Origin of the sequence: Leptobacterium meishanense, assembly GCF_037645805.1 — a bacterium.
GTDB lineage: Bacteria > Bacteroidota > Bacteroidia > Flavobacteriales > Flavobacteriaceae > Leptobacterium_A > Leptobacterium_A meishanense.
Genome location: NZ_JBBEXE010000005.1, coordinates 108116 through 133308 on the forward strand (window position 1 = coordinate 108116; position 25193 = coordinate 133308).

Genomic DNA, 25193 nt, shown 5'->3' on the forward strand with positions numbered 1-25193 from the left:
AATTACTCCATTCCTTCAACGTACTCCGGGTAGAGAAATTTATTATACGGAAAACGAGTAACATGTATTTTCCGGACTTCTTCATAGACCCGTTTCCGGAACTCTTCGAGGTTCTCTTTGTTCAGGGCAGAAATAAACAAGGCATTATCCCCTATTTTTCCCATCCAGGTCTGTTTCCAGTCTTCCAGGGTAAAATGGGCTTTTGTTTTTTCTGTTACCAAATCATCTTCTGCAATGGTCTCATACCTATAGTTGTCAATCTTATTAAAGACCATAATCGTAGGCTTTTCAACACTCTTTATTTCTGCCAAAATCTGGTTGACCGATGCTATATGTTCTTCAAAATTCGGATGGGAAATATCCACTACGTGGAGCAATAGGTCGGCTTCCCGTACCTCATCCAACGTGCTTTTAAAAGATTCCACCAGTTGGGTGGGCAGTTTTCGTATAAACCCAACCGTGTCGCTCAACAGAAATGGCAGATTGCCAATGACCACTTTCCTAACGGTGGTGTCCAACGTTGCAAAAAGTTTGTTTTCTGCAAAGACATCACTTTTGCTAATGACATTCATGAGCGTTGATTTTCCTACATTGGTATATCCTACCAACGCCACCCGAACCAATGCCCCACGATTGCCCCGTTGGGTGGCCATTTGCCTGTCAATCGTTTCCAGCTTTTTTTTAAGGAGTGCGATACGGTCCCTTACAATACGGCGGTCGGTTTCAATTTCGGTTTCTCCGGGTCCACGCATTCCAATACCTCCACGTTGCCGTTCCAAGTGTGTCCATAGTCCTGCTAAACGGGGGAGTAAATATTGATATTGTGCCAGTTCTACCTGTGTGCGGGCATAACTGGTTTGGGCGCGTTGTGCAAAAATATCGAGGATAAGGCTGGTACGGTCCATCACTTTGCACCGAAGCAGTTTTTCAATGTTTTTTTGCTGTGCCGGGGTCAGTTCATCATCAAAAATCACGGTATCAATTTCGTGTTCTTTTACATATGCTTCTACTTCCTGCATTTTTCCGGTGCCAATAAAGGTCTTAGGGTTGGGCACATCCATTTTCTGGGTGAATCTTTTTAATACTTCACCCCCGGCCGTGTACGTTAAAAATTCCAATTCATCTAAATACTCTTTGGATTTTGCCTTGTCCTGCTCTTGATTGATGACACCAATGAGGATTGCTTTTTCGTAGTCTAATGTCTGTCTCTCTAACATAAATCTATTTAAAGTGCAAAGGTAGTAATGATTTTATGATGCTAGACATGTAATATTTCATCATTAGAGAGTATAGCATCATTTCGCATACGGAGAAATATTTGTGCTACTGCAACGGTATCGCGTTCACAATATTTGATAATACGGTCAACATCCCCATCTTCATAATACACATCCCGTACCTGGCTGCCATCAATGTCTTCTTTTGGGGAAGGAATACCCAAAATATTGGTCAGCAGTTTTAATGAGGTGTAATGTTTATAGTCACCAAATTTCCATAGTTCCATAGTGTCTAAGTGTGGCACTTCCCAAGGTTTTTTACCAAATAAATTCAGTTTTTCAGGAATGTCTATTTGATGGATGATCATCCTGCGAGCAATGTACGGAAAGTCGAACTCTTTTCCATTATGCGCACAAAGAATATGTGACGGCCTGTTGAAATGGGTGTCCAATAGCGATTTAAAATCTTTTAGGATGGTTGTTTCTTTACCGTGAAAAGAGGTTACCCTAAAGTTTCGGGTAATGCCTTTAAGAACAAAATAACCTACGGAGATACAGATAATTTTTCCGAACTCGGCCCAAATGCCGGCACGTTCATAAAAGTCTTCGGCAGTAATCTCTTCTTTTCGCTGGTATTGGGATTTTTGCTCCCAAAGTTCTTTTTTTATGGTTTCGAGAGCTTCATAGTCTTTTTCTTCGGGAACGGTTTCTATATCAAGAAACAGAATGTTTTCGAGTGCGATTTTTTGTAACATTATTGCTTGCCTTCTTCAAAGTTTAGTTAAACATTTTATATGTTTCGTTAATATATCCATAAAAATCAGCAGTATGAGGGTCATTAAGATCTTTTGGAGCCGTCCGGTGTCCCAAACGAACAATGATAAGGTCATCTTCAGGAATTACGATGACATATTGTCCCAAATGTCCCCGCATATAATAAATTTGTTTTCCTAAATGATTGCTCAACCACCAACTATAGCCATATTGGGGACTGTCCGGGAACCTTGGTTTTATGGACATGGCCACATAGCTAGAATCTAACAATTGCTTTCCATTCCATTTTCCATATTGTTTGTATAGTTTTCCAAACCGGGCAAAATCACGGGCATTACTGGCAACGCAGCAATAGGCTTTTTCAAAGCCTTCTTCGGTGTCTAATTGCCAAAAAGCATCATTTTCTGCTCCCATAGGATTCCAGAATTTTTCATGGAGGTACTCGGAGAGTGTAGTTCCCGTAGCCTTTTCAATCACCATCCCTAACAATTCTGTATTTCCGCTCAGGTACTTAAATTTTTTGCCAGGCTCTTCTATAATATCCAACTCCCGCATCATTGTTCTTAAGTCGTCATAAAAATAGGCTTTGGTAGTGATGGAAAACGGACTATAATAGGCTTCGTCCCAATTTAATCCGGAAGCCATGGAGGCTAAATCGCCCACCGTCAGCTTGGCTGCCAAGCCCTCTTTAAACTCTTCAAAGAAATCCCCTACAGGCTGGTCAATATTTTTGATATCGCCATTCATAATAGCACTTCCCAACATGGCAGAAATAATGCTCTTTGCCATGGAAAAAGAATTGCTCTTGGAATTCTCATCATAATTATCATAATAGGATTCGTCCCAAATGCTGTCATTTTTTATAATAAGGAATGCTACTGTGCCGTATTCTTTGTGCAATTGTGTTAAGGCTTCGGTTGGAGCAACCTTATTATACTCTTTATGTACTGCCCATGGTTCCGGATTATCGCTTTTTTCTATCACCCTGTTATTGAAAGCTTGATAATCATGAAGGTACGCTGTATTATGGCCCTTGGCGTAAATGGTGCGAACAGCTGTAATAAGATAATCATAATCGAAGATATAGAGTGCTATTATGAGAAGCACGAAACCTATCAGAAACCATTTCAATAATCTTTTAATGATTTTCATAGTAGAAAAAATTTCTAATTAATCTTAAAGGTACTAATTATACTATTTAAAATAAACTTTGCTGTGCCGGGGGGTTTTCGTGTTCTAGCAACCATTTTTTTCGCCATATCCCTCCGGCATATCCGGTCAGGGAGCCATCACTACCAATAACCCTATGGCAGGGAACAACAATCCATAATGGGTTTTTTCCATTGGCTGCGGCTACTGCACGAATGGCTTTTACATCGCCTAGTTTTTTAGACAGGTCTAGGTAACTCATTGTTTTTCCATAGGGAATGTTTAGCAGCTCTTCCCAAACACTTTTTTGGAAAGAAGTCCCTTCAGGGTTTAATTTAAGGCTAAATGAAGTCCTTTTTCCTTCAAAATATTCTTGAAACTGATATACGGCATCCTCGAGAACTTCAGGAATTACATCTGAGACTTTTTCTTCAGCATCTAAAATAGAAATGGCAGAAACTCCATTTTCATCTCCCTCTATTTTAGCAACACCAAGTGGTGTTTTTATATGGGCAATCTCCATAATATCTTTGTTTACAGGATTGCCAATTTACTGAATTTATCGTAATAATCTTACAACATCTTTGGCAAAATAACTTGCAATGATATCGGCACCGGCTCTTTTGATGGCGGTTACTTGTTCCATCATAACGGCATCATGATCTAACCACCCTTTTTCAGCCGCTGCTTTTAGCATAGCATATTCCCCGCTTACTTGATATACGGCAACAGGCACATCAAATTCATTTTTAATATCACAGACAATATCGAGATAGCACAGCCCGGGTTTTACCATCACAATATCAGCCCCTTCATCAATATCCATTTCAGTTTCCCGAAGCGCTTCTATACGGTTGGCCGGATCCATTTGATAGGTTTTCTTATCCCCGAACCCAGGGGCAGAGTCTAACGCATCCCGGAATGGACCGTAAAAAGCAGAAGCATATTTGGCACTATAACTCATAATTCCAGTATTTATGTGTCCTACGTCTTCCAATGCTTCCCTAATTTCTAACACACGGCCATCCATCATATCGCTTGGCGCCACAAAATTGGCTCCAGCTTGTGCATGTAATACGCTCATTTCTGCTAAAACGGAAACGGTTTCATCGTTTAGAACTTGTCCGTTTTCTACAATGCCATCGTGGCCATAAGAGGAATAGGGATCAAGTGCAACGTCAGTCATTACCAACATTTCCGGAACGACATTCTTAACTGTTTTGATGGCGCGCTGCATCAACCCATTAGGGTTCAAAGCCTCAGTTCCTTTATTGTCCTTGAGGTTGTCGGGTACTTTTACGAATAATAAAACAGATTTTAATCCCAGTTTCCACAATTCTTTCACTTCTTTTTCCAAGTTGTCAAGGCTATATCGAAAGTAATTGGGCATGGAAGGAATTTCTTCTTTTATACTTTTGCCTTCTACCACAAATAGCGGAACTATAAAATCATCGGGAGTAATCACTGTTTCGCGAACAAGGGAACGGATTGCTTCACTGGTTCGGAGTCTTCGGTTTCTTTTTAGTGGGTACATTTCTTAGTTATTAGTCGTTAGTGATTAGTTTTTTGTTTTCGGATTTTTTGATTATTAAAGTCCGTAAATTTCAAACTCCCCAATCCAATCAACAGGTTCTTTTAATACTTTCAATAATTTCTCTTCTTCACTTCCTTTTTCAGGATGATAATCATACCGCCATTGCACGTGTGGGGGCAAGCTCATTAAAATACTTTCTATACGGCCGTTGGTTTTAAGCCCGAACAAGGTGCCTTTGTCATGGATTAAATTGAATTCCACGTAGCGCCCCCTTCGTATTTCTTGCCAATCGCGATGGTGTACATTATAATCGGTAGCTTTTCTTTTTTCCACAATGGGCACATAGGCTTCTAAAAAACTATCTCCTACTTCTGTAACAAAATTATACCAATCCCCTATATTCATGGAATCCGTTGCTCGACAATAATCAAAAAACAACCCGCCGATGCCCCGGGCTTCCCCTCTATGATGATTGAAAAAATAATCGTCACACTTTTTTTTGTATTCCGGATAGAAATCCGGATCATGTTTGTCGCAAGCTGTTTTGCATACCTGATGAAAGTGTTTGGCGTCTTCTTCAAACAGGTAATAAGGGGTTAAATCTTGCCCGCCTCCAAACCATTGATCAATGATATTGCCGTCTTTATCATACATCTCAAAATATCGCCAGTTGGCATGCACGGTAGGTACAAAAGGGTTTTTAGGATGAATGACCAAACTCAATCCACAAGCATAAAAGTCCACTTCTCCAACATTAAAATAGGTTTGCATGGCTTTAGGCAAGGCTCCATAAACAGCAGAAATATTAACGCCTCCTTTTTCAAAGACATTGCCATTCTCAATCACTCGTGTTCTCCCGCCTCCACCTTCAGGACGTTCCCACAGGTCTTGCTGAAATTGTGCTTTTCCATCAATTTCAGCAAGTTTTGATGTGATTTGGCCTTGCAGGTTTTGTATGTATTGATAGAATTTTTGTTTCATATAATTAGTATTGAGATGTTAGTGTTGAGATATGAGAAGGGGGTTGAACTTAAACAATCTCAATACTCAATACTACTATCTAACTTCTATATTCTTTCACTGCTTCTACAAATGCTTTGGCATGGTCTACCGGAATGTTAGGCAAAATACCATGACCGAGATTTACAATGTATTTGTCTTTCCCAAATTCGTCAATCATTTCATGGACCATTTTTTTTATCATTGGAATAGGCGATAATAATCTTGAAGGGTCAAAATTGCCTTGTAGGGTAATATTCCCTCCCGTTAAATAACGGGCATTCCGCGGAGAGCATGTCCAATCGACCCCTAATGCAGCAGCTTTGCTATGTGCCATCTCTTGCAATGCGAACCAACATCCTTTTCCGAAAACAATGACTTCTGTTTCATCAGCTAGAGCTTCTACAATCTGGTTGTTATATTTCCACGAAAATTCTTGGTAATCGTTTGGTGAAAGCATTCCTCCCCATGAATCGAATAGTTGAACAACATTGACACCCGCTTTTACTTTTTCTTTTAAGTATAGAATGGTAGTATCGGTAATTTTTTGGAGCAGTCTGTGAGCAACTTCGGGTTGTGAAAAGCAAAATCCTTTTGCTAGATCAAAGTTTTTTGAACCTTGCCCCTGTACTGCATAACATAAAATAGTCCATGGAGAACCTGCAAAACCAATTAGAGGAACCTCATCATTGAGCATTTCCTTAGTGAGCTTTATAGCATCCATTACATAGCCCAATGTTTCTTCAATATCAGGGACTATTACCTGTTCAACATCTTTTTCGGTACGTACAGGACTGGGCAACCAAGGACCTACACCTTCTTTCATTTCTACCTCTATGTTCATTGCCTGTGGAATGACTAAGATATCTGAAAAGAGGATGGCAGCATCTGGCTTTACAATCCGGATGGGTTGCACGGTAATTTCTGAAGCCAGTTCAGGTGTCCGGCAACGGGTGAAGAAGTCATATTTCTCTCTTATCGCTCTAAATTCCGGTAAATAGCGCCCTGCTTGTCGCATCATCCAAACGGGAGGGCGTTCTACGGTTTCACCTTTGAGAGCTCTTAAAAATAAATCGTTTTTTATCATGTCAGCTAAAGTGTTTTATCGCTTGTACTATCACATTTTCTATAGAAGGGGTATTGGCAATGACAATATTGTTTGTATACTTTTTTAATTCACTTGCCGTGGTTTCCCCGATACAAAAAGCTATTGATATGCCTATTTCATTATCCTGCATATAACTTTCTACCCCAGAAGGGCTGAAAAAAAGTACCCCGTCAAAAACTCCTTTTACTTTTTTTGGAGACAGTATGGTTTTATATACTTCTATTTCGTTATAAGCTATTTTGTTCTGTTTTAAAACTTGTGGTAATTCTTCCCTTTTTAAATTTCCACAAAAAAATGAAAATGGCCTATTTTTATGTTTTTTTATTATTTTTTGAGCTAAATCGAACGAATTTTGTGCGTTTTCTATAATTTTTAAACCTTTTTCAATTAACTTCAATTTTGTCTTTTCACCTACACAAAATATATATTTATCTTTTAGTTCTTGTGCCGAACGTTGTTTTAAAACACTTTTTACTGCATTTTGACTAGTAAAAATAATGTTTCTATGTAATTGTTTTATTTCAAAAAGAATGGGTTCAATTTTTATAAAAGCATGTTCTACTACTGATATATCAGCATTCAAAAGCAGGTGCCTTTGAGAGGGTGTTAGTTTTTTTGTGGAGAGGACACGTGCTTTTGACATCTATAGTTGACCTTTTATCGTTTTCATCAATTCTTTTCCTCCACTTTCCAATACTTTTTGTGCACACTGTTTTCCTATATCCTTATAGGACGCTATCTCAACGACTGTTTCCTTTATTAGTCTTTGTTTTCCATCTATGGAAAGTAGTATGCCTTTAAAATGAATTTGTCCGTTCTCAATTTTTGCAATGGCTCCTATAGGAGCTGTACATCCACCTTCTAATTCTCGTAAAAACTGACGCTCTATATAAGTGCACATTTCGGTTTCTTCGTGATTGAGTTCTGTCAAGACACTCCTTGAAAATACATCTTCCTGTTTTGCTACTACGACCATTGCTCCTTGTGCAGGGGCGGGAATCATCCAGTCTAGTATTATATGTTTTTTTGGTTTTAAATTGATCCGCTCTAGCCCTGCTTGCGCAAAAATAGCTCCGTCCCAATTATTGTTTTTTAATTTTTGCAATCGTGTGTTTACATTACCTCTAATATCTGTAACCTTATGTCTAGGAAACCGATGTAGCCATTGTGCTTTTCTGCGTAAACTTCCCGTTGCAATAATTCCTTTACCTTCTATAAAAGCCATGTCTCCTTTGTAAACTAAAATATCTTCTACTTTTCCCCTCTTCAATACAGCAACTTGTTCTAGCCCTTTCGGCAATGAAGTGGGCACATCCTTCATACTATGTACGGCAATATCTATTTCATCTTTTAACAGGGCAACATCTAATGTCTTAGTGAAAATTCCGGTAATTCCCAACTCGTATAGTGGTTTGTCCAAGACAATGTCGCCGGTAGATTTTACAGCGACTAGTTGAGTAGTGTACCCAAGCTCTTCAAGTTTGTTTTTAACAGTGTTGGCTTGCCAAAGTGCCAGTTCACTGTCCCGTGTTCCAATTCGAATTGTTCTCATTTGGATTGGATTTCAAGCTGAAAAACTTTTCGGATGAGCTCTATACTTTCATCCGAACCGTTGGCATTTTCTTTGAGGTGATTGGCAAAATGAGTCGTTATTTTATGAATAATCCGATCTGAGATAATTTCTGCTTGATCTTTATCAAAGCCATTTAGTTTTTTACGCTGAAAATCTATTTCGGCCTCATTAATTGATTTCAGTTTCTTTTTTAGGGCTTTAATAGTGGGGGCAAATTTTCTAGATTCCAGCCAATCGATAAATTCTCCTTTTACTTCTTTTATAATTGCTTTTGCTTGTGGCACAAACTTTTTTCTACGCGCTAATGTTTTATCTGTTATTTCTGATAATTGATCAAGATGAACAAGGGTTATATTTTTCAAAGACATTACATTTTCATCTACATTTTTTGGAATGGACAGATCTAGAACAAGCAGTTCTCTATCAGTATGGATAATGTCTTTTGAAACGGTTGGGTTTTGTGCACCCGTCGCAACAATCAATACATCTGTTTTTCGTATTTCAGCTTGTAGTTCACTATATTCTTTTACAAGTAGGTTGAATTTCCCGGCAATTTTTTCTGCTTTGCCTCTAGTTCGGTTTATAAGCGTTATATGATCGTTCTGAGTGTGTTTTACGAGATTTTCACAAGTATTTCGGCCTATTTTTCCCGTCCCAAAGAGAAGTATGTTTTTTTCTGAAATATTTGGAACATTTGATAATATGTATTGAACGGATGCAAATGCTACAGAGGTGGCCCCTGATGAAATTTCAGTTTCATTTTTAATCCGCTTACTTGCTTGAATAACCGAATTACATAAGCGTTCTATAAAGGGATTGGCAAGACCTAACTTTTTAGAAAGAATAAAACTTTGCTTTACCTGACTGATTATCTCAAAATCTCCTAAAATTTGACTGTCCAAACCTGTTCCAACCTTGAAAAGATGTGCAATTGCATCCCGGTTTTTATGTACATATGCAATTTTTTCAAATTCTTCTATAGTTCCATGCGAGTGTTCACAGAGTAATTTGATAAGTTGAAAAGGGTGTTGTGCAAAACCATATATCTCCGTTCGATTACATGTAGATATTGCCAATATCCCATCAATACCCTCTTCTTTCGCCTGCTTAAGCAGGTTTTCTTTTTCTATTGTTCCAAGACTGAAGTGTCCGCGGATTTTTGCATCTGCCTTATGATAGCTCAACCCAATGGCATAAAAAGTATTGTATTTTGATATGTGGTACCGTTTCATTTGCCTGTTCAGGAAATTCGAAAACAAAAATAGGAGGAGTGTTTAATAGAAAATAACGCTCAAAGGACTTTTTATATCGTTTAAAGTGATTTTAAAGATTTTATATCTGTAAAATCGAAAATACGCTATCTTTGTAGTAAAACCAATACTTTACATTTAATTTGTTTAGAATCATTCTAAATAATAAGATTTACTAACAACATGGATCTTATATTAAAAAATAACGCTGTAGGTACTCCAAATGAAATAATCCTTGAAGAAGGGTTTATTGTTTTAAAGCATCAAAATGAAACAGATGTTACTAATCACATTATCAAGGAAATAAACAGTTCTTTTATACAGTTTCATTTTAGCCTGAAAGGTTCTGCAAAGTTTAATTTTAATGGGGGTCGCTACGCACTAAATGTGGAAGAGGAAAAAGCATTATTGTTATACAATCCACAACGGGACCTTCCTATTGATATGGAAATAAATTCCAGAACTTGGTTAGTATCTATTTTAATTTCCATTCAGAAATTTCACTCACTCTTTTCTCCGGAAGCCGGATATGTTGATTTTTTAAGCAATGAAAACAAGCATAAAAAATATTATAGTGATAGTAATATATCTCCCTCTATGGCAGTGGTGCTCCACCAAATAATGAATGCTAACTTACATGAATCTATCTTAAATCTATATATTAAAGGAAAGGCATATGAACTGTTGAGCTTATATTTCAATAAATCAGAAGATGCCGACATTGAACAATGCCCTTTTTTGATTGATGAAGAAAATGTACTTAAAATACGCAAAGCCAAAGACATCGTTATTACCAATATGGCTGAACCTCCCGGATTGCAAGCATTGGCCAATCAGGTAGGGCTGAACCTAAAAAAGTTAAAAGTAGGGTTTAAGCAATTGTACGGGGATTCGGTATATAGTTTTTTGTTTGACTATAAAATGGAGTATGCCCGGAAAATGCTAGAAAGTGGTGAGTATAATGTAAATGAAGTAGGTTTAAAAGTAGGTTATAGTACTGCCAGCCATTTTATTGCAGCTTTTAAAAAGAAATTTGGCACTACGCCTAAAAAGTATTTGATGGCATTATCTTCTTAAACCCTGTTACATCTATATTTAAAATCACTTTTCTCTATAATTATATCAATAAACATAACTTGATTTTGCATAGAAAGCATGCTTTTTAATGTATTTTTGAACCACAAAACATCATTTGCATGAAAGGAGCTTTATTGATAAACCTTGGTTCTCCGGATAGTCCAACCCCTAAAGATGTAAAAAAATACCTAGATGAGTTTCTCATGGATAAACGTGTTATTGACAGCCCTTATCTTATCCGGGCATTTGTGGTTAAAGGGATTATCTTGAATACCCGCCCAAAAAAATCAGCAGAAGCATACAAAAAAATATGGTGGAAAGAAGGGTCTCCACTCATTGTTATCTCAGAACGGTTTAAAGAAAAAATCGACAAACATACTTCTATCCCTGTAGCTTTGGCCATGCGTTATGGGTCTATGTCAATAAAAAAAGGATTGCAGGAACTTTATGATAAAGGGGTTTCCGAAGTATTGATGATCCCCCTATATCCTCATTATGCGATGTCTTCTTCCGAGACGGTCATTGCAAAAACTTTTAAGGAGCAACGAAAATATTTTCCAAACATGGAAATTACAACCGTTCCCCCTTTCTATAATCACCCGGATTATATTAGGGTAATGGCTGAAAATATAAAAGAACATCTCAAAAGTTATAAACACGACCATCTTTTGTTCTCTTACCATGGGATTCCGGAACGGCATATCTATAAAACCGATCCTACAAAATCACACTGCAAAATTGACGGGAGCTGCTGCAATACCCCTTCTGAAGCACATAAAACCTGCTATCGGCACCAATGTTTTGAAACCACAAAGGAAATAGCTAATTATTTAAATTTAAAAGAAGGCACGTACAGCAATTCATTTCAATCACGATTGGGGCGCGATCCTTGGTTAAAACCTTATACCGATTTTGAATTTGAACGATTAGCAAAAGAACACGGAGTAAAAAACTTAGCCGTGATTACACCCGCTTTTGTTTCTGATTGTCTAGAGACATTGGAAGAAATTGCCATGGAAGGAAAACAGCAGTTCTTGGAGGCAGGCGGAAAAAACTACATCCATGTACCCTGCTTAAACGATAATGACGACTGGGTAAACGTAATGAGCCGATGGATTGATGAATGGGCCACTATTCAAAGTGCAACCAACACATGAAAAAAACAACCTCTGCAGCACTTGGAACAGCTCCTATAGGAAAACTCCTTGTAAAACAAGCAGTTCCTGCTTCTATAGGAATTCTGGTCATGTCGCTCAACATTCTTGTCGATACCATTTTTGTAGGGCAATGGATTGGTTCTATTGCTATAGCAGCCATCAATGTAGTGCTCCCTGTCTCTTTTTTCATTGCTGCTTTAGGGATGGCTATCGGTATTGGAGGCTCTTCTATTGTTTCAAGAGCGTTAGGGTCCGGAAACAAAGAAAAAGCATTACAGTCTTTTGGAAATCAAATCACACTTACATTAGTAGTTACCATTAGTTTAATCACTTTAGGGCTGTTCTTTGTAGATGATATTATCCCAAAGTTTGGGGGTAAAGGAGCTATTTTCAATCCTGCCCGTATTTATTATATCATTGTATTGTATGGGGTTCCTTTTCTAGCACTTTGCATGATGGGAAATAACGTAATCCGTGCAGAAGGAAAACCAAAACACGCTATGATTGCCATGATTATCCCTTCCATTGGGAATTTAATCATGGATTATATTTTCATTTATGTACTGGATTATGGCATGCAAGGTGCCGCCTGGGCCACTACAGGTTCTTACCTATTATGCTTCGGCTATATTTTTTGGTTCTTTCTTTCTAAAAATTCTGAATTAAAAATTGGTTGGAAACATTTTAAGCTTCAACTTCCTATCGTTTCCGAGATAAGTTCTTTAGGTTTTGTTACCCTTGCCCGTCAGGCAGTAGTAAGTATCACTTATTTGTTTGTCAATAACATTTTGTTTGATCTAGGTGGAGAGGCTTCTGTAACTGTCTATGCTATTATTGGACGAATGTTGATGTTTGCCCTCTTCCCTGTTTTTGGTGTTACGCAAGGGTTTCTCCCCATTGCCGGATACAATTATGGTGCGCATCAATATCCCCGGGTAAGACAAAGTATTAATACCGCCATCACCTATGCTTCTGTGGTAGGAACTATCGTTTTTGCTTTCATCATGATTTTCCCAGAAACGATTGTAAAAATATTTACAGATGATCCTATTGTGGTTTCCAATACGCCGTCGGCCATTCGTTGGGTATTTATGGCTACGCCTATTATTGCTGTCCAGCTTATTGGTGCTGCTTATTTTCAAGCCATTGGCAAGGCCACTCCGGCATTATTGTTAACTCTAACCCGGCAGGGGTTTTTCTTTATTCCACTGCTCTTTGTTTTACCCTTCTACTATGGTGAACTTGGTGTTTGGGTCGCATTTCCTATCGCCGATATCTTATCGACTATTGTAACCGGATACTATCTGAATAGGGAAATACACCATAACTTAAAATAAAGAACTTTATTTTAGTATTTTTATAACCAAACTAACAAACTAAAAATATGCGTAAGTTATTCCTGAACGTAATCATGGTGCTTGTCATTACCTTAGGCACTTATCAAGAAGTTCATTCCCAAAGCAAACGAAAATCAAAAGAAACAACACCTGCCTACCCCGAAAAATTATATAGTTCTCTAGAATATCGCCTCTTGGGACCATTCCGAGGAGGACGTTCTGCTGCTGTAACCGGCGTACCGGGTGAGCCTAATTTATTCTATTTCGGAGCCACAGGTGGCGGTGTATGGAAAACAGAAGATGGGGGCCGTTCTTGGGAAAACATTTCTGATAGTTTTTTTGGAGGTTCTATTGGTGCCATTACTGTTGCTAACAGTGACCATAATGTGATCTATGTGGGTGGTGGAGAAGTAACTGTAAGAGGAAATGTATCTTCCGGATACGGCATATGGAAAAGTGAAGATGCAGGAAAAACATGGAAAGCATCCGGACTGGAAAAATCGAGGCATGTCCCGAGAATTGTTGTGCATCCTAATGATTATAATACAGTTTATGCAGCGGTATTAGGAGACATTTATAAACCTACCCAAGAAAGAGGAATTTACAAAAGCACCGATGGTGGAAAAACATGGAAAAAAACCTTGTTTGTAAATGACTTAGCAGGTGCTGTTGACTTAACTATAGATCCCAACAACCCAAGAATATTATACGCTGCAACATGGCGGGTACAACGGACGCCCTACAGTTTAAGTAGTGGTGGAGAAGGCTCTGCATTGTGGAAAAGTACTGATAGCGGAGAAACCTGGACGGAGATTTCAAACAATGAAGGATTTGCAAAAGGGACACTCGGCATTATCGGAGTTACCGTATCTCCTCAAGATTCCGAGAGAATATGGGCTATTGTAGAAAACCAGGAAAAAGGAGGCATTTACCGAAGTGAGAATGGTGGAAAAAATTGGAAACATATTAACGATGACAGAAGCCTTCGACAACGTGCCTGGTACTATACTAGAATCTATGCAGATACACAAGACAAAGATGTCGTTTATGTGGTTAATGTAAGCTATCACAAATCCAAAGATGGTGGAAAAACATTCAGTTCCAGCAATGCACCACATGGAGACCACCATGACCTATGGATTGCTCCTGAAAACCCCAAACGTATGATTATGGGCGATGATGGAGGTGCACAAATCAGCTACGATGGGGGCATCACATGGAGCACGTATCACAACCAACCCACAGCGCAATTTTACCGTGTAACCACAGACAACCATTACCCATACCGAATTTATGTAGCACAACAAGATAACTCTACCATTCGGATTAATCATCGAAGTGATGGCTTTAGTATTGATGAAGATGATTGGGAACGAACTGCAGGAGGGGAATCAGCCCACATAGCAGTTGACCCTTTGAATAACGATATTGTCTATGGGGGTAGTTACGGTGGTTTTTTAACGCGCGTAAATCATGAAACAGGCACAGTTAGAGCCATCAATGTATGGCCAGATAATCCTATGGGATATGGTGCCGAAGGTATGAAATATCGTTTTCAATGGAACTTCCCCATTATATTCTCTAAACACGATCCGAAAAAACTCTATACCTTCTCTAACCATGTGCACCTAAGTACTAATGAAGGACAAAGCTGGGAGTTGAAAAGTCCTGACTTAACACGAAACGACCCCGAGAAATTAAAATCCTCCGGAGGACCCATAACACAAGACAATACCGGAGTAGAGTATTATTGTACCATTTTTGCGGCTAATGAAAGCCCCTTGAAGGAAGGTCTTTTATGGATAGGCAGTGATGACGGCCTAGTGCATGTTACTAAAGATGGAGGGGAAACTTGGGAAAACGTTACGCCCAAAAACCTACCTGAATGGGCCATGATAAATAGCATAGAACCTTCTGCTTATGATGAAGGTACATGTTATATTGCCGCAACACGTTACAAATTAGGGGACTTTGAACCGTATTTATATAAAACAACCGACTACGGGAAAACATGGACAAAAATCACTACAGGGATAGATCGTGAACACTTTACCCGGGTGCTCCGTGAAGACCCTAAAAGAAAAGGATTGTTATACGCCGGGACTGAAACAGGTATGTACATTTCCTTCAATGATGGACAAAACTGGCAACCTTTTCAGTTGAATTTGCCAATTGTTCCTATTACTGATTTAACTATCAAGGAGAATAACCTTATTGTTGCTACCCAAGGAAGAAGTTTATGGATGATTGATGATTTAACAGTACTTCATCAATTAAATGCCAATGATAACAACAAAGATGTTATTCTTTTCAAACCAAAAGACAGTTATCGTACCAAGGGTGGCGCAGGGAGACCTTCTAAAACAGTCGGAACGAACCATCCAAATGGTGTGATTACTTATTTCTACTTGAAAAATTTTGACAAAGAAAAGGATACCGTATCACTAACTTATAAAGACAATGCCGGAAATGTTATTAAAGAATACAGCAATTTTTCAAAAGAGAAAGAGAATACGCTGAAAGCAAAAAAAGGAGCAAATCAATTCGTATGGAATATGCGATACGATGGTGCTGAACGTCTCCCGGGCATGATCTTATGGTGGGCAAATTTAAGCGGTGCAAAAGCCATTCCCGGGACATACCAAGTTTCACTTAACGTAAACGGGAATGAGGAAACAACACCTTTTAATATCCTACCTGACCCAAGAGCTGAAGTCACAGTGAATGATATGCAAACTCAGTTCGATTTTGTAAAAAGCGTAAATGAAACGGTTGACAAAGCACATAAGTCCATTAAAAAAATCCGAAAAATCAATGAACAATTAGGTGCTTTCGAAAAACAATATACTACTGATGAGTTCAAAGAAAATGAACAAGTAAAAACCTTAGTAGAAAAAGCCAAAGCCCTGAAAAAACAATTTACAGAAATTGAAGAAGCACTTTATCAAACAAAAAACAGGAGTAATCAAGACCCTTTAAATTTCCCTATTAAATTAACCAACAAATTAGCACATTTAAATAGTTTGGTAACCATTGATGATTTTCCCCCTACGGCTCAGGACATTGCTGTAAAAAATGAAATTACTGGACAAATTAAGGAGCAACTGGAAGCATTTGACAAATTAATTTCTGAAGAAATTGCTAATTTTAATAGACAATTTAATGACCTGCAATTAAGCTATTTATTTGTTGAATAGAAAGGTAAATATCAGGTTGAGCAAAGTCGAAACCTATTCTTTAATATTTAAAAAACCTAAAATCAGGCACCAACAATGTCCGAATATTATAACTACATAAAAGCCTTGCACCTCATTTTTGTAATCACATGGTTTGCAGGGCTTTTTTATATGCCCCGCTTATTTGTTTATCAGATAGAAGCCTTTCATAAACCCTCTCCAGAGAAAGAAATTTTAGGAAAGCAATTGAAGTTAATGGCCAAACGCTTATGGCACATTATTACTTGGCCATCTGCTATCCTGGCTATCATTTTTGCGCTCTGGCTGCTTATTTTAATCCCCGAATGGCTACAACAAGGGTGGATGCAAGTAAAATTAGGGTTTGTGATAATTCTTATCATCTACCATCTTAAAACACATCAACTATACAAACAATTACAAAATGATGTCGTGAAGTACTCTTCTAATTTTATGCGTATATGGAATGAAGGAGCCACTATTATTTTGTTTGCTGTTATATTTCTTGTCGTACTCAAAAACAGTATCAACTGGATATTTGGTGTTGTTGGGGTTTTTTCACTAGCTATATTACTAATGCTAGGCATCAAATTATACAAACGTATCCGAGACAAAAATCCGGATGCTTAAGCCTTTTATTAGCTATATTGTGGCGTGATTATTGCTTATCTTTAACCGATAAAACAACGCTTTGTGGATAAAAAATTATCACTTCGTTCTCGCATCTTCTTTTCCATGATTTTATTGGTAGTGGTTGCTTCCATCTTAATAGCAGGTGTCACTATTTACCAATATAGGGAGCAGTCCAAAGACTATCATAAAAATCGGTTAGAACGTAAAGAGGAGCAGATAAGGGCAAGTATTGATTATGTGTTACAGCGCACTACCTATCCGGTAGAAACACAGTACCTACACCTTATTTTTAAAGATGAAATCTACCAAATAGCCAACGTACAAAATGTTAACTTTAATTTATATAGCCTAAATGGCGACCTCATAAAAAGTTCCTTACCTCAACTTGAAAATGATTCTATTGCCAGGTGTCTAAAACCTGAGATTTTGAACCAATTAGATGTAAGCCCTGATAGGCATTACGTTGAGAAAAAAGTTACTGCTGGCGAACGCTTTCAGTCTTCTTATTCTTTTATAACAGATGGTAAATTTAAACCTGTCGGCATACTGAACCTCCCTTATTTTGAAGACGATTCTTTTAATACCATGGAGTTACGCGAATTTTTGGTTCGGCTAGGAGTTGTATACCTCTTTATGCTCGGTATTGCTATTGTTTTAGCCTACATTACTTCTAAATATATTACCCGGTCCTTAAAAACTGTTTCTGATAAACTCGATCAAACACGGCTTAGCGAACGCAATGAAAAAATAATAGTGCCTTCAGCCACTCAAGAGATCAAAAGTCTTATTGATGCTTACAATGCCATGATCGACGAGTTAGAGGAAAGTGCTGTAAAACTAGCAAGAAGCGAACGCGAACAAGCATGGCGAGAAATGGCAAAACAAGTAGCCCATGAAATTAAAAACCCCCTAACTCCTATGCGGTTAAATGTGCAAAATTTTCAACGTAAATTTGACCCGAAAGACCCGGATATTGAGAAAAAAATGACTGATTATTCCAAAACGCTCATTCAGCAAATTGACACATTAAGCAATATTGCCTCTGCTTTTTCAAACTTTGCCAATATGCCGGCACAGCAAAATGAAACGCTTAATGTAGTAAAAATTGTAAAACTTGCCTTGGATATTTTTAATGAAGACTACATTCAATTTGTGGCCGAAGAAAAAGAAATTATTGCTAAATTAGACCGAACACAACTGATTCGCGTGATCACTAACTTAGTTAAAAATGCCATTCAGGCCATCCCTGAAGATAAAACACCAAAAATAGTTGTCTCTGTTCATTCAGAAGGTAACAAAGTAAAGATCACTGTTGCAGATAATGGAAGTGGTGTTAGTGAAGAAAATAAAGATAAAGTATTTGAGCCTAAATTTACTACTAAAACCAGTGGAATGGGGCTTGGGCTCGGCATGGTAAAAAATATTGTGGAAACCTATCACGGAACTATTAATTTTACATCCCAATCAGGCAAAGGAACTGTTTTTACGGTTACCTTCCCTAAAGAAAAAGAAAAACTATGGAATACCAAAACATTTTAATCAATACAGAAAATAACACTGCCGTTATTACCATCAATCGGCCAAGCAAATTAAATGCTTTAAATATTGAAACCATTAAAGAGCTGAACCATGCTTTTACAACCCTAGAGAATGTTACAGAGATAAAAGCTATCATTCTTACCGGAAGCGGTGAAAAAGCTTTTGTAGCTGGGGCCGATATTTCCGAATTTGCTCATTTTTCAGAAGCTGAAGGAGAACAGCTTGCTGCCAAGGGACAAGAGCAGTTATTTGACTTCATCGAAAACCTCGCTACTCCGGTTATTGCAGCTATTAACGGTTTTGCGCTTGGCGGTGGCCTCGAATTGGCCATGGCTTGTCATTTTAGAGTAGCTAGTGATAATGCCCGGATGGGGTTGCCCGAAGTCTCTCTAGGGGTTATCCCCGGATATGGAGGTACACAACGGCTTCCACAATTGGTAGGTAAAGGCCGTGCTATGGAAATGATTATGACCGCTGGTATGATCGATACCGAGAAAGCATTATTGTATGGACTCATCAATCATATGGTGGCCCAAGAAGAACTGATCCCTTTCTGTAAAAAACTAGCCGGAAAAATTGCCAACAATTCCCCTGTCGCCATTGCCAAAGCTATAGAAGCTGTAAATGCAGGATTTAAAACAGGAATTAATGGCTACCACGCCGAAATACAAGCTTTTGGCGAGTGCTTTGGGACGAACGATTTTATAGAAGGGACGACCGCTTTTTTAGAAAAACGGAAAGCAGAATTTCCGGGTAAATAAAGGTCTTAGAAAACAATTCCCATAGTTGCAGTAAACATCCAAACCAAAATTCTTTTGTTCTTTTATTTCCAAGTTACCTTTAGTGTTGCAAAATAAAAGTTATGGAGAAAAACACTATCCTTAAAGGAAGGGGTGCGCAACAAAACATACACAATAGGTTCAGTGCATTAAAACATGAAATGCGAGATGATTTTTTAGAATTCTGCCGTTTAGAAGGAGAGCTGGCAGATGATAATAAAACACAATATATTGATGTTTTCCCAAAAACTATTGTAAACAAAGTAGACAGTCCCGATATTGGTATGTTATACTCTATGAATACTTATTAAGGGTGCGAACATGGTTGCATTTATTGTTACGCCCGAAACAGTCATGAATACTGGGGGTATAGTGCCGGTCTCGATTTTGAACGCCGGATTTTAGTGAAAAAAAGTGCGGCAAATTTATTGGAAGAAAAACTAAAAAGCCCCCATTGGAAAGCACACCCTATTGTACTCTCCGGGAATACCGACTGTTATCAACCTGCAGAAAAAAAATTTGGCATTACCCGAAAATGCTTAGCAGTTTTCTTAAAATACCGACATCCGGTAGCTATCATCACAAAGAATGCATTAATCATCCGTGACCTGGATATTTTAAAAGCACTTGCTAAAGATAACCTCATCGCTGTAAACATTTCTATCACCTCTTTGTCTGAAGACACCCGTCAAATTTTAGAACCTCGAACAACTACGATCAAAAAGCGTTTTGAAACGGTAAAAATACTCTCTGAAAATGGAATTCCGGTCAATGTAATGATTGCCCCTGTGATACCTGCTATCAATAGTCATGAAATTGTTCCATTAGCTAAGAAAGCTGCCGAAATGGGAGCGGTCTCTATTGCCTTCACTTTGGTAAGACTCAACGGAGCCATTGGGCAATTGTTCAAGGATTGGATTAAAAAGACAATGCCTGACAAGTCGGATAAAGTATTGCACCAGATAGAAAGTTGCCATGGTGGCACTTTAAATGATAGTAGGTTTGGCATGCGAAACCGTGGAGAAGGAAAAATTGCCGAACAAATACAACATCTGTTCTCTCTGTCCCGGCAGCGTTATTTTAAAAACAAGGGAATGCCCAAACTCAATATTTCTTTACACGAAAACTATAAAACCAGGCAACTAAAAATGTTCTAACAAGCAGGTTTCTTTTTAGTGTTCTTATTTAATGTATATCGTTAACTATTGTTTTCTCTACATAAGCAATCAATTTATCTACTTCCATGCTGCTTGCCTTTATAGGGGTATGTACTTTATGTATTATATGATTCCCTATCCCTAACGGAAATTTTCCATACTGCAATAATTTCCAGGAATTGTTAATAGTCAAAGGTACTATATAAGCATCCGGGATATGTTCTATGAGCAATCTAAGACCAGTCGTTGAAAACTTCTTAGGTTTTCCGTCCCTACTACGGGTACCTTCCGGAAAAATAACAGCTGCCCTTTTATGTTTATTAATGCTTTTCGCAAATTTAATAAGTGCCGGAATTGATTGTTTTGGGTCTTTTCTATTGATTAACGCAGCCCCTCCATGCCGCAAATTGTAGGATACACTGGGAATTCCTTTGCCAAGTTCTATTTTACTAATGAATTTAGGGTGATGTTTCCGCATGTACCAAATGATAGGAGGGATATCGTTCATGCTCTGATGGTTAGAAACAATAATTAATGGATGTTCCTTAGGAAGGGCATGTATATTATGAAATTTATATCGTGTCCCTAAAATATGCGTACATCGAATAAGAAATAAGTTGAGAATATTCACACTTTTTTCATGGGTTACCGATCCAAAAAGATTAAAACACACCCATTGTATCGGATGAAAAATGACCAGAATACTTCCAAAAAAGAAAAAATATAGAGCAGATAATGGATAGGCTAGCAGCTTTCTCATCTTTCAAAAATAAAAAAGACTGCCTTAAAAGCAGTCTTTACGCAAACTTTTTCAATCCCTAACAAAACTCATTATAGGCTTCTATAAGATTATCCGCTATTATTTCTGCAGGGCGTCCTTCAATATGATGGCGTTCCAGCATATGAACCAATTCCCCGTCTTTAAAAAGTGCAATACTTGGTGATGATGGCGGAAAAGGGGCCATGTGAGAGCGAGCCTCCTCAGTAGCCTCTCTATCAACCCCTGCAAAAACAGTTGTAAGGTTTTCAGGGGTTTTAGCATTTTGTAACGACAATCGTACTGCCGGACGGGCATTTGCTGCAGCACATCCACAAACGGAGTTTACCACAACGAGCGTAGTGCCTTTTTCAGTCATTGCAGCAGTTACATCTTCAACAGTATGCAATTCCTTAAACCCTACTGCTGTTAAGTCTTCTCGCATTGGTTTTACTAATTCTGGTGGATACATATTTTGCTTTTTGTTGTTTAATTAAAGGAAAGCAAAGATACGGAATTTGTACAAGGAGTTGATGGGTCCGAAACAGAAGTATAAGTTTTTGGTGAATGTTTTGGGCAAAAGGTTTTAAAAAAGATACAACAACCTTTTTTAGAGAAACGAAAAAAGGAGTTTCCGAGAGAGTGAAGAAATATAACATGTACTAAAAAATATTTCTCAAAAATTAGTAATACTCAAGTCACTTGTGAAAACTATATTTATTTTAATATTATTATTTGTATCTAATCTTATAATTCCTAAGGGGATCAAAAAATCAAGGCTGAATACAAGCTCCCAGATAATAAAAAAGTTTAGAGACCAACAGGTAATTTAATCCTTTAATAGCTTTGAACTATTTGATTCATTGATGAAAATGATAATATCAAAGTCATCAGTAATTGAGGTTTCAAAAAACTCATTATCCAATTTTGATGCTCCAACAACTCGGAAATCTAATGTATTGAAAAGCCATTTATTTTCTCTTTCAGGATGTATATTTCTCATATCAAGTAAAAATATAGGCTCTTTAATAGATTTAAAAAAATATTCATAGGTTCCTGGATATGATTCTTTAGCTGGATATGCTTTTAGCCCTTCTTTTCCTTTTGCTGTATAAACCCCTTTATGAAAGGCAAAGCCTATCGATAAATAATCCTTTCCATATTTTTCTGATAAATAACCTCCCATTACGTTTCGGGACTTCTTAATATGCCCATTATGTCCCCAAATTATAAATTTTGATTGGGGGTTATTTTCAATAATCCAGGACATATTATCTGCCATATATAAATCTCTCTTTCTGCCGGATGATTTATCAATAGCTTGGTTGATTATTTTAATGTTCTGAATACCCCAATTTTTCTTTTTGGGATTTGTAATATTTTCAGATATCCAATTTTTTATGTGGTTGAGTTTTTCATCAAAAGTATCTTTCGGTACCAATTTATTAGCCTTCGAAGTAGCTAGTTCAGACTCAAGAGATTCCAAAATTTTCAATTCCTCTTTATCAACAATCTTTTTTAATTCATTGATGGCCCCCTGATAATATTGCATATCAAAACCAGTAAACAATATTTTTTCTTCATGGTCAAGATTATACTCATTCATCCAATTTACCATATCCAATGTTTCCTGGGTATTCCATGTCCAAAAGTACATTCCTTTAATTAACTCTTTAGGTTTTCCTTGGTTTTGTACAATATAATTGTTTAACATATATGATTCGGGCATATTCGCTTCAATTGAAAATATATCAAACCCCATATGTTCTTTTAAATATTTAATGATTCTGTGCTTCATCTTAAAAATTTCTTTCGAACCATGGCTTGCTTCTCCCAAGGCAACTATCTTAGAGTTTTTAACTATATCATTTAAAAAATAAAGATCATTGTCTTTGATGCTGTTGGGGTCAACAGTTTTTATAGGGATAATGTTTTTGCTAAGCCATTTGAGCTCATCATTATTTGGGAGTTTAATTTCAGGGATTTTTTCCTGATACAGAATATTATCAATGCTTATTTCAAAAGTATCAAACCATGCACTTCCTTCTCCTGAAAAAATTCCACCAAAAAAAATGCCTTTAGCTTCAAGAGGGATATCCATCAAAATAGAAACTTCTTTCCAATCAGAGGTTCCTTTTATACCTCTGTCATACATATTGTCAAAACTAAGTAGCTTATTATTCCCATCTACTCTTAACCATAAACCTGCGTATCCATTTATAACGTTCTCTGTTTTGATCTTGCCCTTGAAGGCGACTGTTTTTCCTCGCATTAATTCTACCGGAAATGAAGAAGTGGAAATACCAACTGATTTATTTAGTTGTTCAGCATTTACCATTTTTAAACTGTATTTTCCACTGTTCTTTATGATTGAATCTAATTTTATTTCATATCCTGCACCTCTTACAAACCATTTCTTCGGTAAATCAGTTTGAGGGATTTTTGTTTCAAAATCAAGATTAAAATATTTCTGAGAATAGATGTTTAAGTTTATTGTAGATATAAATAAAAAAGAAAATACTCTTACGGTTAATAGATTCATATATTTTTCTTTATTGTGAATGTATTATAGGTTTTATAGGTTGTCTTTATTCTCTCTGTAAATGTATTTCAGCTTTCAACTCCGATATTCTTCTATCAGCGTATTCAGTCATCTTATTTTCACTAGAGGCCTTATCTCTAAAGTTTTGGAAGTGATATAGCTTAACATTGGGGTCTTTATAATAAACATCGGACATAAGTGCGAGCTGGTAATATCCCATTGTATAATCAGGAACTTCATTTATTAGTAATTTATAATATTTAATAGTATTTTTTAAATCGTTGATGTCTTTATAAAGTTCTGTTAGCTTTAGATACTCATTAGCCTTGCTAACATATTTCAACCGTAGGCTTTCCTCTATGTGATATATCGCTTTTTCATTTTCTTGTTTTTGTTGGTAGGCAATCCCCATGTTATAGTGGGTTCTGGGGTTCTCATCATCAATAACCAATAGTATCTCGTAATATTTTAACGCATTTTCATAATCGTTTAGGCTAAGATATGCATTGGCCAGTTTTTCGTATATAAATTCTGTTTTTTGTCCCAAGGTTAGTAGTTTTTCAAATTCAACAATAGCAGCCGAGTCTTTGTCAACAGTATATAGATATTGTCCTTTTAAACTAGTAAGGGCAGGGCTGTTTTTATAGAAACGTAGCCCTAAATCTGTATAATAAAGTGTGGAATCTTTTGTGAAGTTTATTAAATAATGTTTGGCTATTTCTTGAATACTTTTAAGGTGGGTACTGTCTATTTTTACAGCTTTTTTTAAATCTACAATAAATGAAGAGTCTTTTTCTTGCATTTTTATCATCCCTATTTGGTAATAATAGTTTGGGTTTAGTGAATCTTTTTTGACCAATAATTTAAAAATGGACTTTGCCTTATTTGTTTGGGATGTTTTGTAATATAATTTTCCAAGCTCATATTGAGCAATTATCTGCAAACTGTCTTTTGCTATTATTTGCTCATATTTTTGAATGGCACCGTCATAATTTCCAATAGCATTATACGCTTTGGCTATTGAAATTTGATTATTAATAGTTGACTCTCCCTTCTGATAATACGCAATAGCTTTTGAATAATTTCCTAGTAAGTACAGGCTGTCAGCTATTTTATTGCTATCATATTGTGCCATTATATTTAATGTGGTAAAAAACAAGGAGAAAAAAACAAAAAGCTTCATAAACTATTTTTTTTGGGTATTATTACAATAATATGAAATATTATTTGGTCAAAAATAGCAAGACGAATAAAAATTTGAGGGGGATATAGCCTTACTTTTTAGATAAGGCTACATTATAATTTAATCGTTGCCAAAATGAAATTCATTACAAATAATTTTAAGACCGAAAAACCAATGGGGTTACATTAACAAAAGCAAAAACTGTTATATAGCTCACTACCGCCAGTAGCCATA

Annotated in this window: 21 protein-coding genes and 1 pseudogene; 8 read left to right on the top strand and 14 right to left on the bottom strand. The window is 37.1% G+C overall.

Annotated features, from left to right (window positions below):
• Positions 1-2 precede the first annotated feature (2 nt).
• The 10 genes from hflX to hemA all read right to left on the bottom strand — a co-directional run bounded on the left by hflX (position 3) and on the right by hemA (position 9586).
• Positions 3-1217: a GTPase HflX gene (hflX, locus tag WBG21_RS06335; RefSeq protein WP_340075954.1), complete on the bottom strand. Its 1215-nt coding sequence runs from the start codon at positions 1215-1217 to the stop codon at positions 3-5.
• Between the two features lie 41 nt (positions 1218-1258).
• Positions 1259-1972: a 3'-5' exonuclease gene (locus WBG21_RS06340; protein WP_340075956.1), complete on the bottom strand. Its 714-nt coding sequence runs from the start codon at positions 1970-1972 to the stop codon at positions 1259-1261.
• A gap of 22 nt (positions 1973-1994) precedes the next feature.
• Positions 1995-3143 (bottom strand): serine hydrolase domain-containing protein, encoded by a 1149-nt coding sequence (locus tag WBG21_RS06345; protein WP_340075958.1) that lies wholly within the window; start codon positions 3141-3143, stop codon positions 1995-1997.
• Positions 3144-3189: 46 nt separating this feature from the next.
• Positions 3190-3663 (bottom strand): methylated-DNA--[protein]-cysteine S-methyltransferase, encoded by a 474-nt coding sequence (locus tag WBG21_RS06350; protein ID WP_340075960.1) that lies wholly within the window; start codon positions 3661-3663, stop codon positions 3190-3192.
• Positions 3664-3699: 36 nt separating this feature from the next.
• Positions 3700-4674, bottom strand: a complete 975-nt coding sequence (gene hemB, locus WBG21_RS06355; RefSeq protein ID WP_340075962.1) for a porphobilinogen synthase — start codon at positions 4672-4674, stop codon at positions 3700-3702.
• A 54-nt stretch (positions 4675-4728) separates the two neighbouring features.
• Positions 4729-5655, bottom strand: coding sequence for an oxygen-dependent coproporphyrinogen oxidase (gene hemF, locus WBG21_RS06360; RefSeq protein ID WP_340075964.1), 927 nt, complete (start codon positions 5653-5655; stop codon positions 4729-4731).
• Positions 5656-5734: 79 nt separating this feature from the next.
• Positions 5735-6760 (bottom strand): uroporphyrinogen decarboxylase, encoded by a 1026-nt coding sequence (gene hemE, locus WBG21_RS06365; RefSeq protein ID WP_340075967.1) that lies wholly within the window; start codon positions 6758-6760, stop codon positions 5735-5737.
• Between the two features lies 1 nt (position 6761).
• Positions 6762-7424: a uroporphyrinogen-III synthase gene (locus WBG21_RS06370; protein WP_340075969.1), complete on the bottom strand. Its 663-nt coding sequence runs from the start codon at positions 7422-7424 to the stop codon at positions 6762-6764.
• A complete protein-coding gene (gene hemC, locus WBG21_RS06375) occupies positions 7425-8339 on the bottom strand; it encodes a hydroxymethylbilane synthase (RefSeq protein ID WP_340076381.1) in 915 nt (304 codons plus the stop codon).
• Positions 8330-9586, bottom strand: a complete 1257-nt coding sequence (hemA, locus tag WBG21_RS06380; RefSeq protein WP_340075971.1) for a glutamyl-tRNA reductase — start codon at positions 9584-9586, stop codon at positions 8330-8332. Before hemA ends, hemC begins: the two co-directional genes overlap by 10 nt.
• Before the next feature lie 201 nt (positions 9587-9787).
• On the opposite strand from hemA, the gene WBG21_RS06385 reads away from it, so the two are divergent.
• From WBG21_RS06385 to WBG21_RS06420, 8 genes and pseudogenes are all read left to right on the top strand, one after another.
• Positions 9788-10681 carry an AraC family transcriptional regulator gene (locus WBG21_RS06385; protein ID WP_340075973.1) on the top strand — a complete coding sequence of 298 codons (894 nt, stop codon included), beginning with the start codon at positions 9788-9790 and terminating at the stop codon, positions 10679-10681.
• Between the two features lie 119 nt (positions 10682-10800).
• A complete protein-coding gene (hemH, locus tag WBG21_RS06390) occupies positions 10801-11838 on the top strand; it encodes a ferrochelatase (protein ID WP_340075975.1) in 1038 nt (345 codons plus the stop codon).
• On the top strand, positions 11835-13175 hold the full coding sequence (locus WBG21_RS06395; protein WP_340075977.1) for an MATE family efflux transporter: 1341 nt from the start codon (positions 11835-11837) through the stop codon (positions 13173-13175). Before hemH ends, WBG21_RS06395 begins: the two co-directional genes overlap by 4 nt.
• Before the next feature lie 74 nt (positions 13176-13249).
• Positions 13250-16372, top strand: a complete 3123-nt coding sequence (locus tag WBG21_RS06400; RefSeq protein ID WP_413789395.1) for a VPS10 domain-containing protein — start codon at positions 13250-13252, stop codon at positions 16370-16372.
• Between the two features lie 75 nt (positions 16373-16447).
• Positions 16448-16999: a CopD family protein gene (locus WBG21_RS06405; RefSeq protein WP_340075981.1), complete on the top strand. Its 552-nt coding sequence runs from the start codon at positions 16448-16450 to the stop codon at positions 16997-16999.
• 105 nt (positions 17000-17104) lie between these two features.
• Positions 17105-18541, top strand: coding sequence for a sensor histidine kinase (locus WBG21_RS06410; RefSeq protein ID WP_340076383.1), 1437 nt, complete (start codon positions 17105-17107; stop codon positions 18539-18541).
• On the top strand, positions 18520-19302 hold the full coding sequence (locus WBG21_RS06415) for an enoyl-CoA hydratase/isomerase family protein (RefSeq protein WP_340075983.1): 783 nt from the start codon (positions 18520-18522) through the stop codon (positions 19300-19302). Before WBG21_RS06410 ends, WBG21_RS06415 begins: the two co-directional genes overlap by 22 nt.
• Positions 19303-19403: 101 nt before the next feature.
• Positions 19404-20477 (top strand): annotated as a pseudogene (locus tag WBG21_RS06420) (PA0069 family radical SAM protein).
• 28 nt (positions 20478-20505) lie between these two features.
• Here WBG21_RS06420 and WBG21_RS06425 read toward each other — a convergent pair.
• The 4 genes from WBG21_RS06425 to WBG21_RS06440 form a co-directional block, all read right to left on the bottom strand.
• Positions 20506-21237, bottom strand: a complete 732-nt coding sequence (locus WBG21_RS06425; protein WP_340075985.1) for a lysophospholipid acyltransferase family protein — start codon at positions 21235-21237, stop codon at positions 20506-20508.
• A gap of 58 nt (positions 21238-21295) precedes the next feature.
• Positions 21296-21706 (bottom strand): BrxA/BrxB family bacilliredoxin, encoded by a 411-nt coding sequence (locus WBG21_RS06430; protein WP_340075987.1) that lies wholly within the window; start codon positions 21704-21706, stop codon positions 21296-21298.
• A gap of 357 nt (positions 21707-22063) precedes the next feature.
• Positions 22064-23776, bottom strand: coding sequence for an erythromycin esterase family protein (locus WBG21_RS06435; protein ID WP_340075989.1), 1713 nt, complete (start codon positions 23774-23776; stop codon positions 22064-22066).
• A gap of 46 nt (positions 23777-23822) precedes the next feature.
• The gene (locus tag WBG21_RS06440; RefSeq protein ID WP_340075991.1) at positions 23823-24959 is read right to left on the bottom strand and encodes a tetratricopeptide repeat protein; all 1137 of its coding nucleotides are present in this window, start codon (positions 24957-24959) and stop codon (positions 23823-23825) included.
• Positions 24960-25193: the final 234 nt, after the last annotated feature.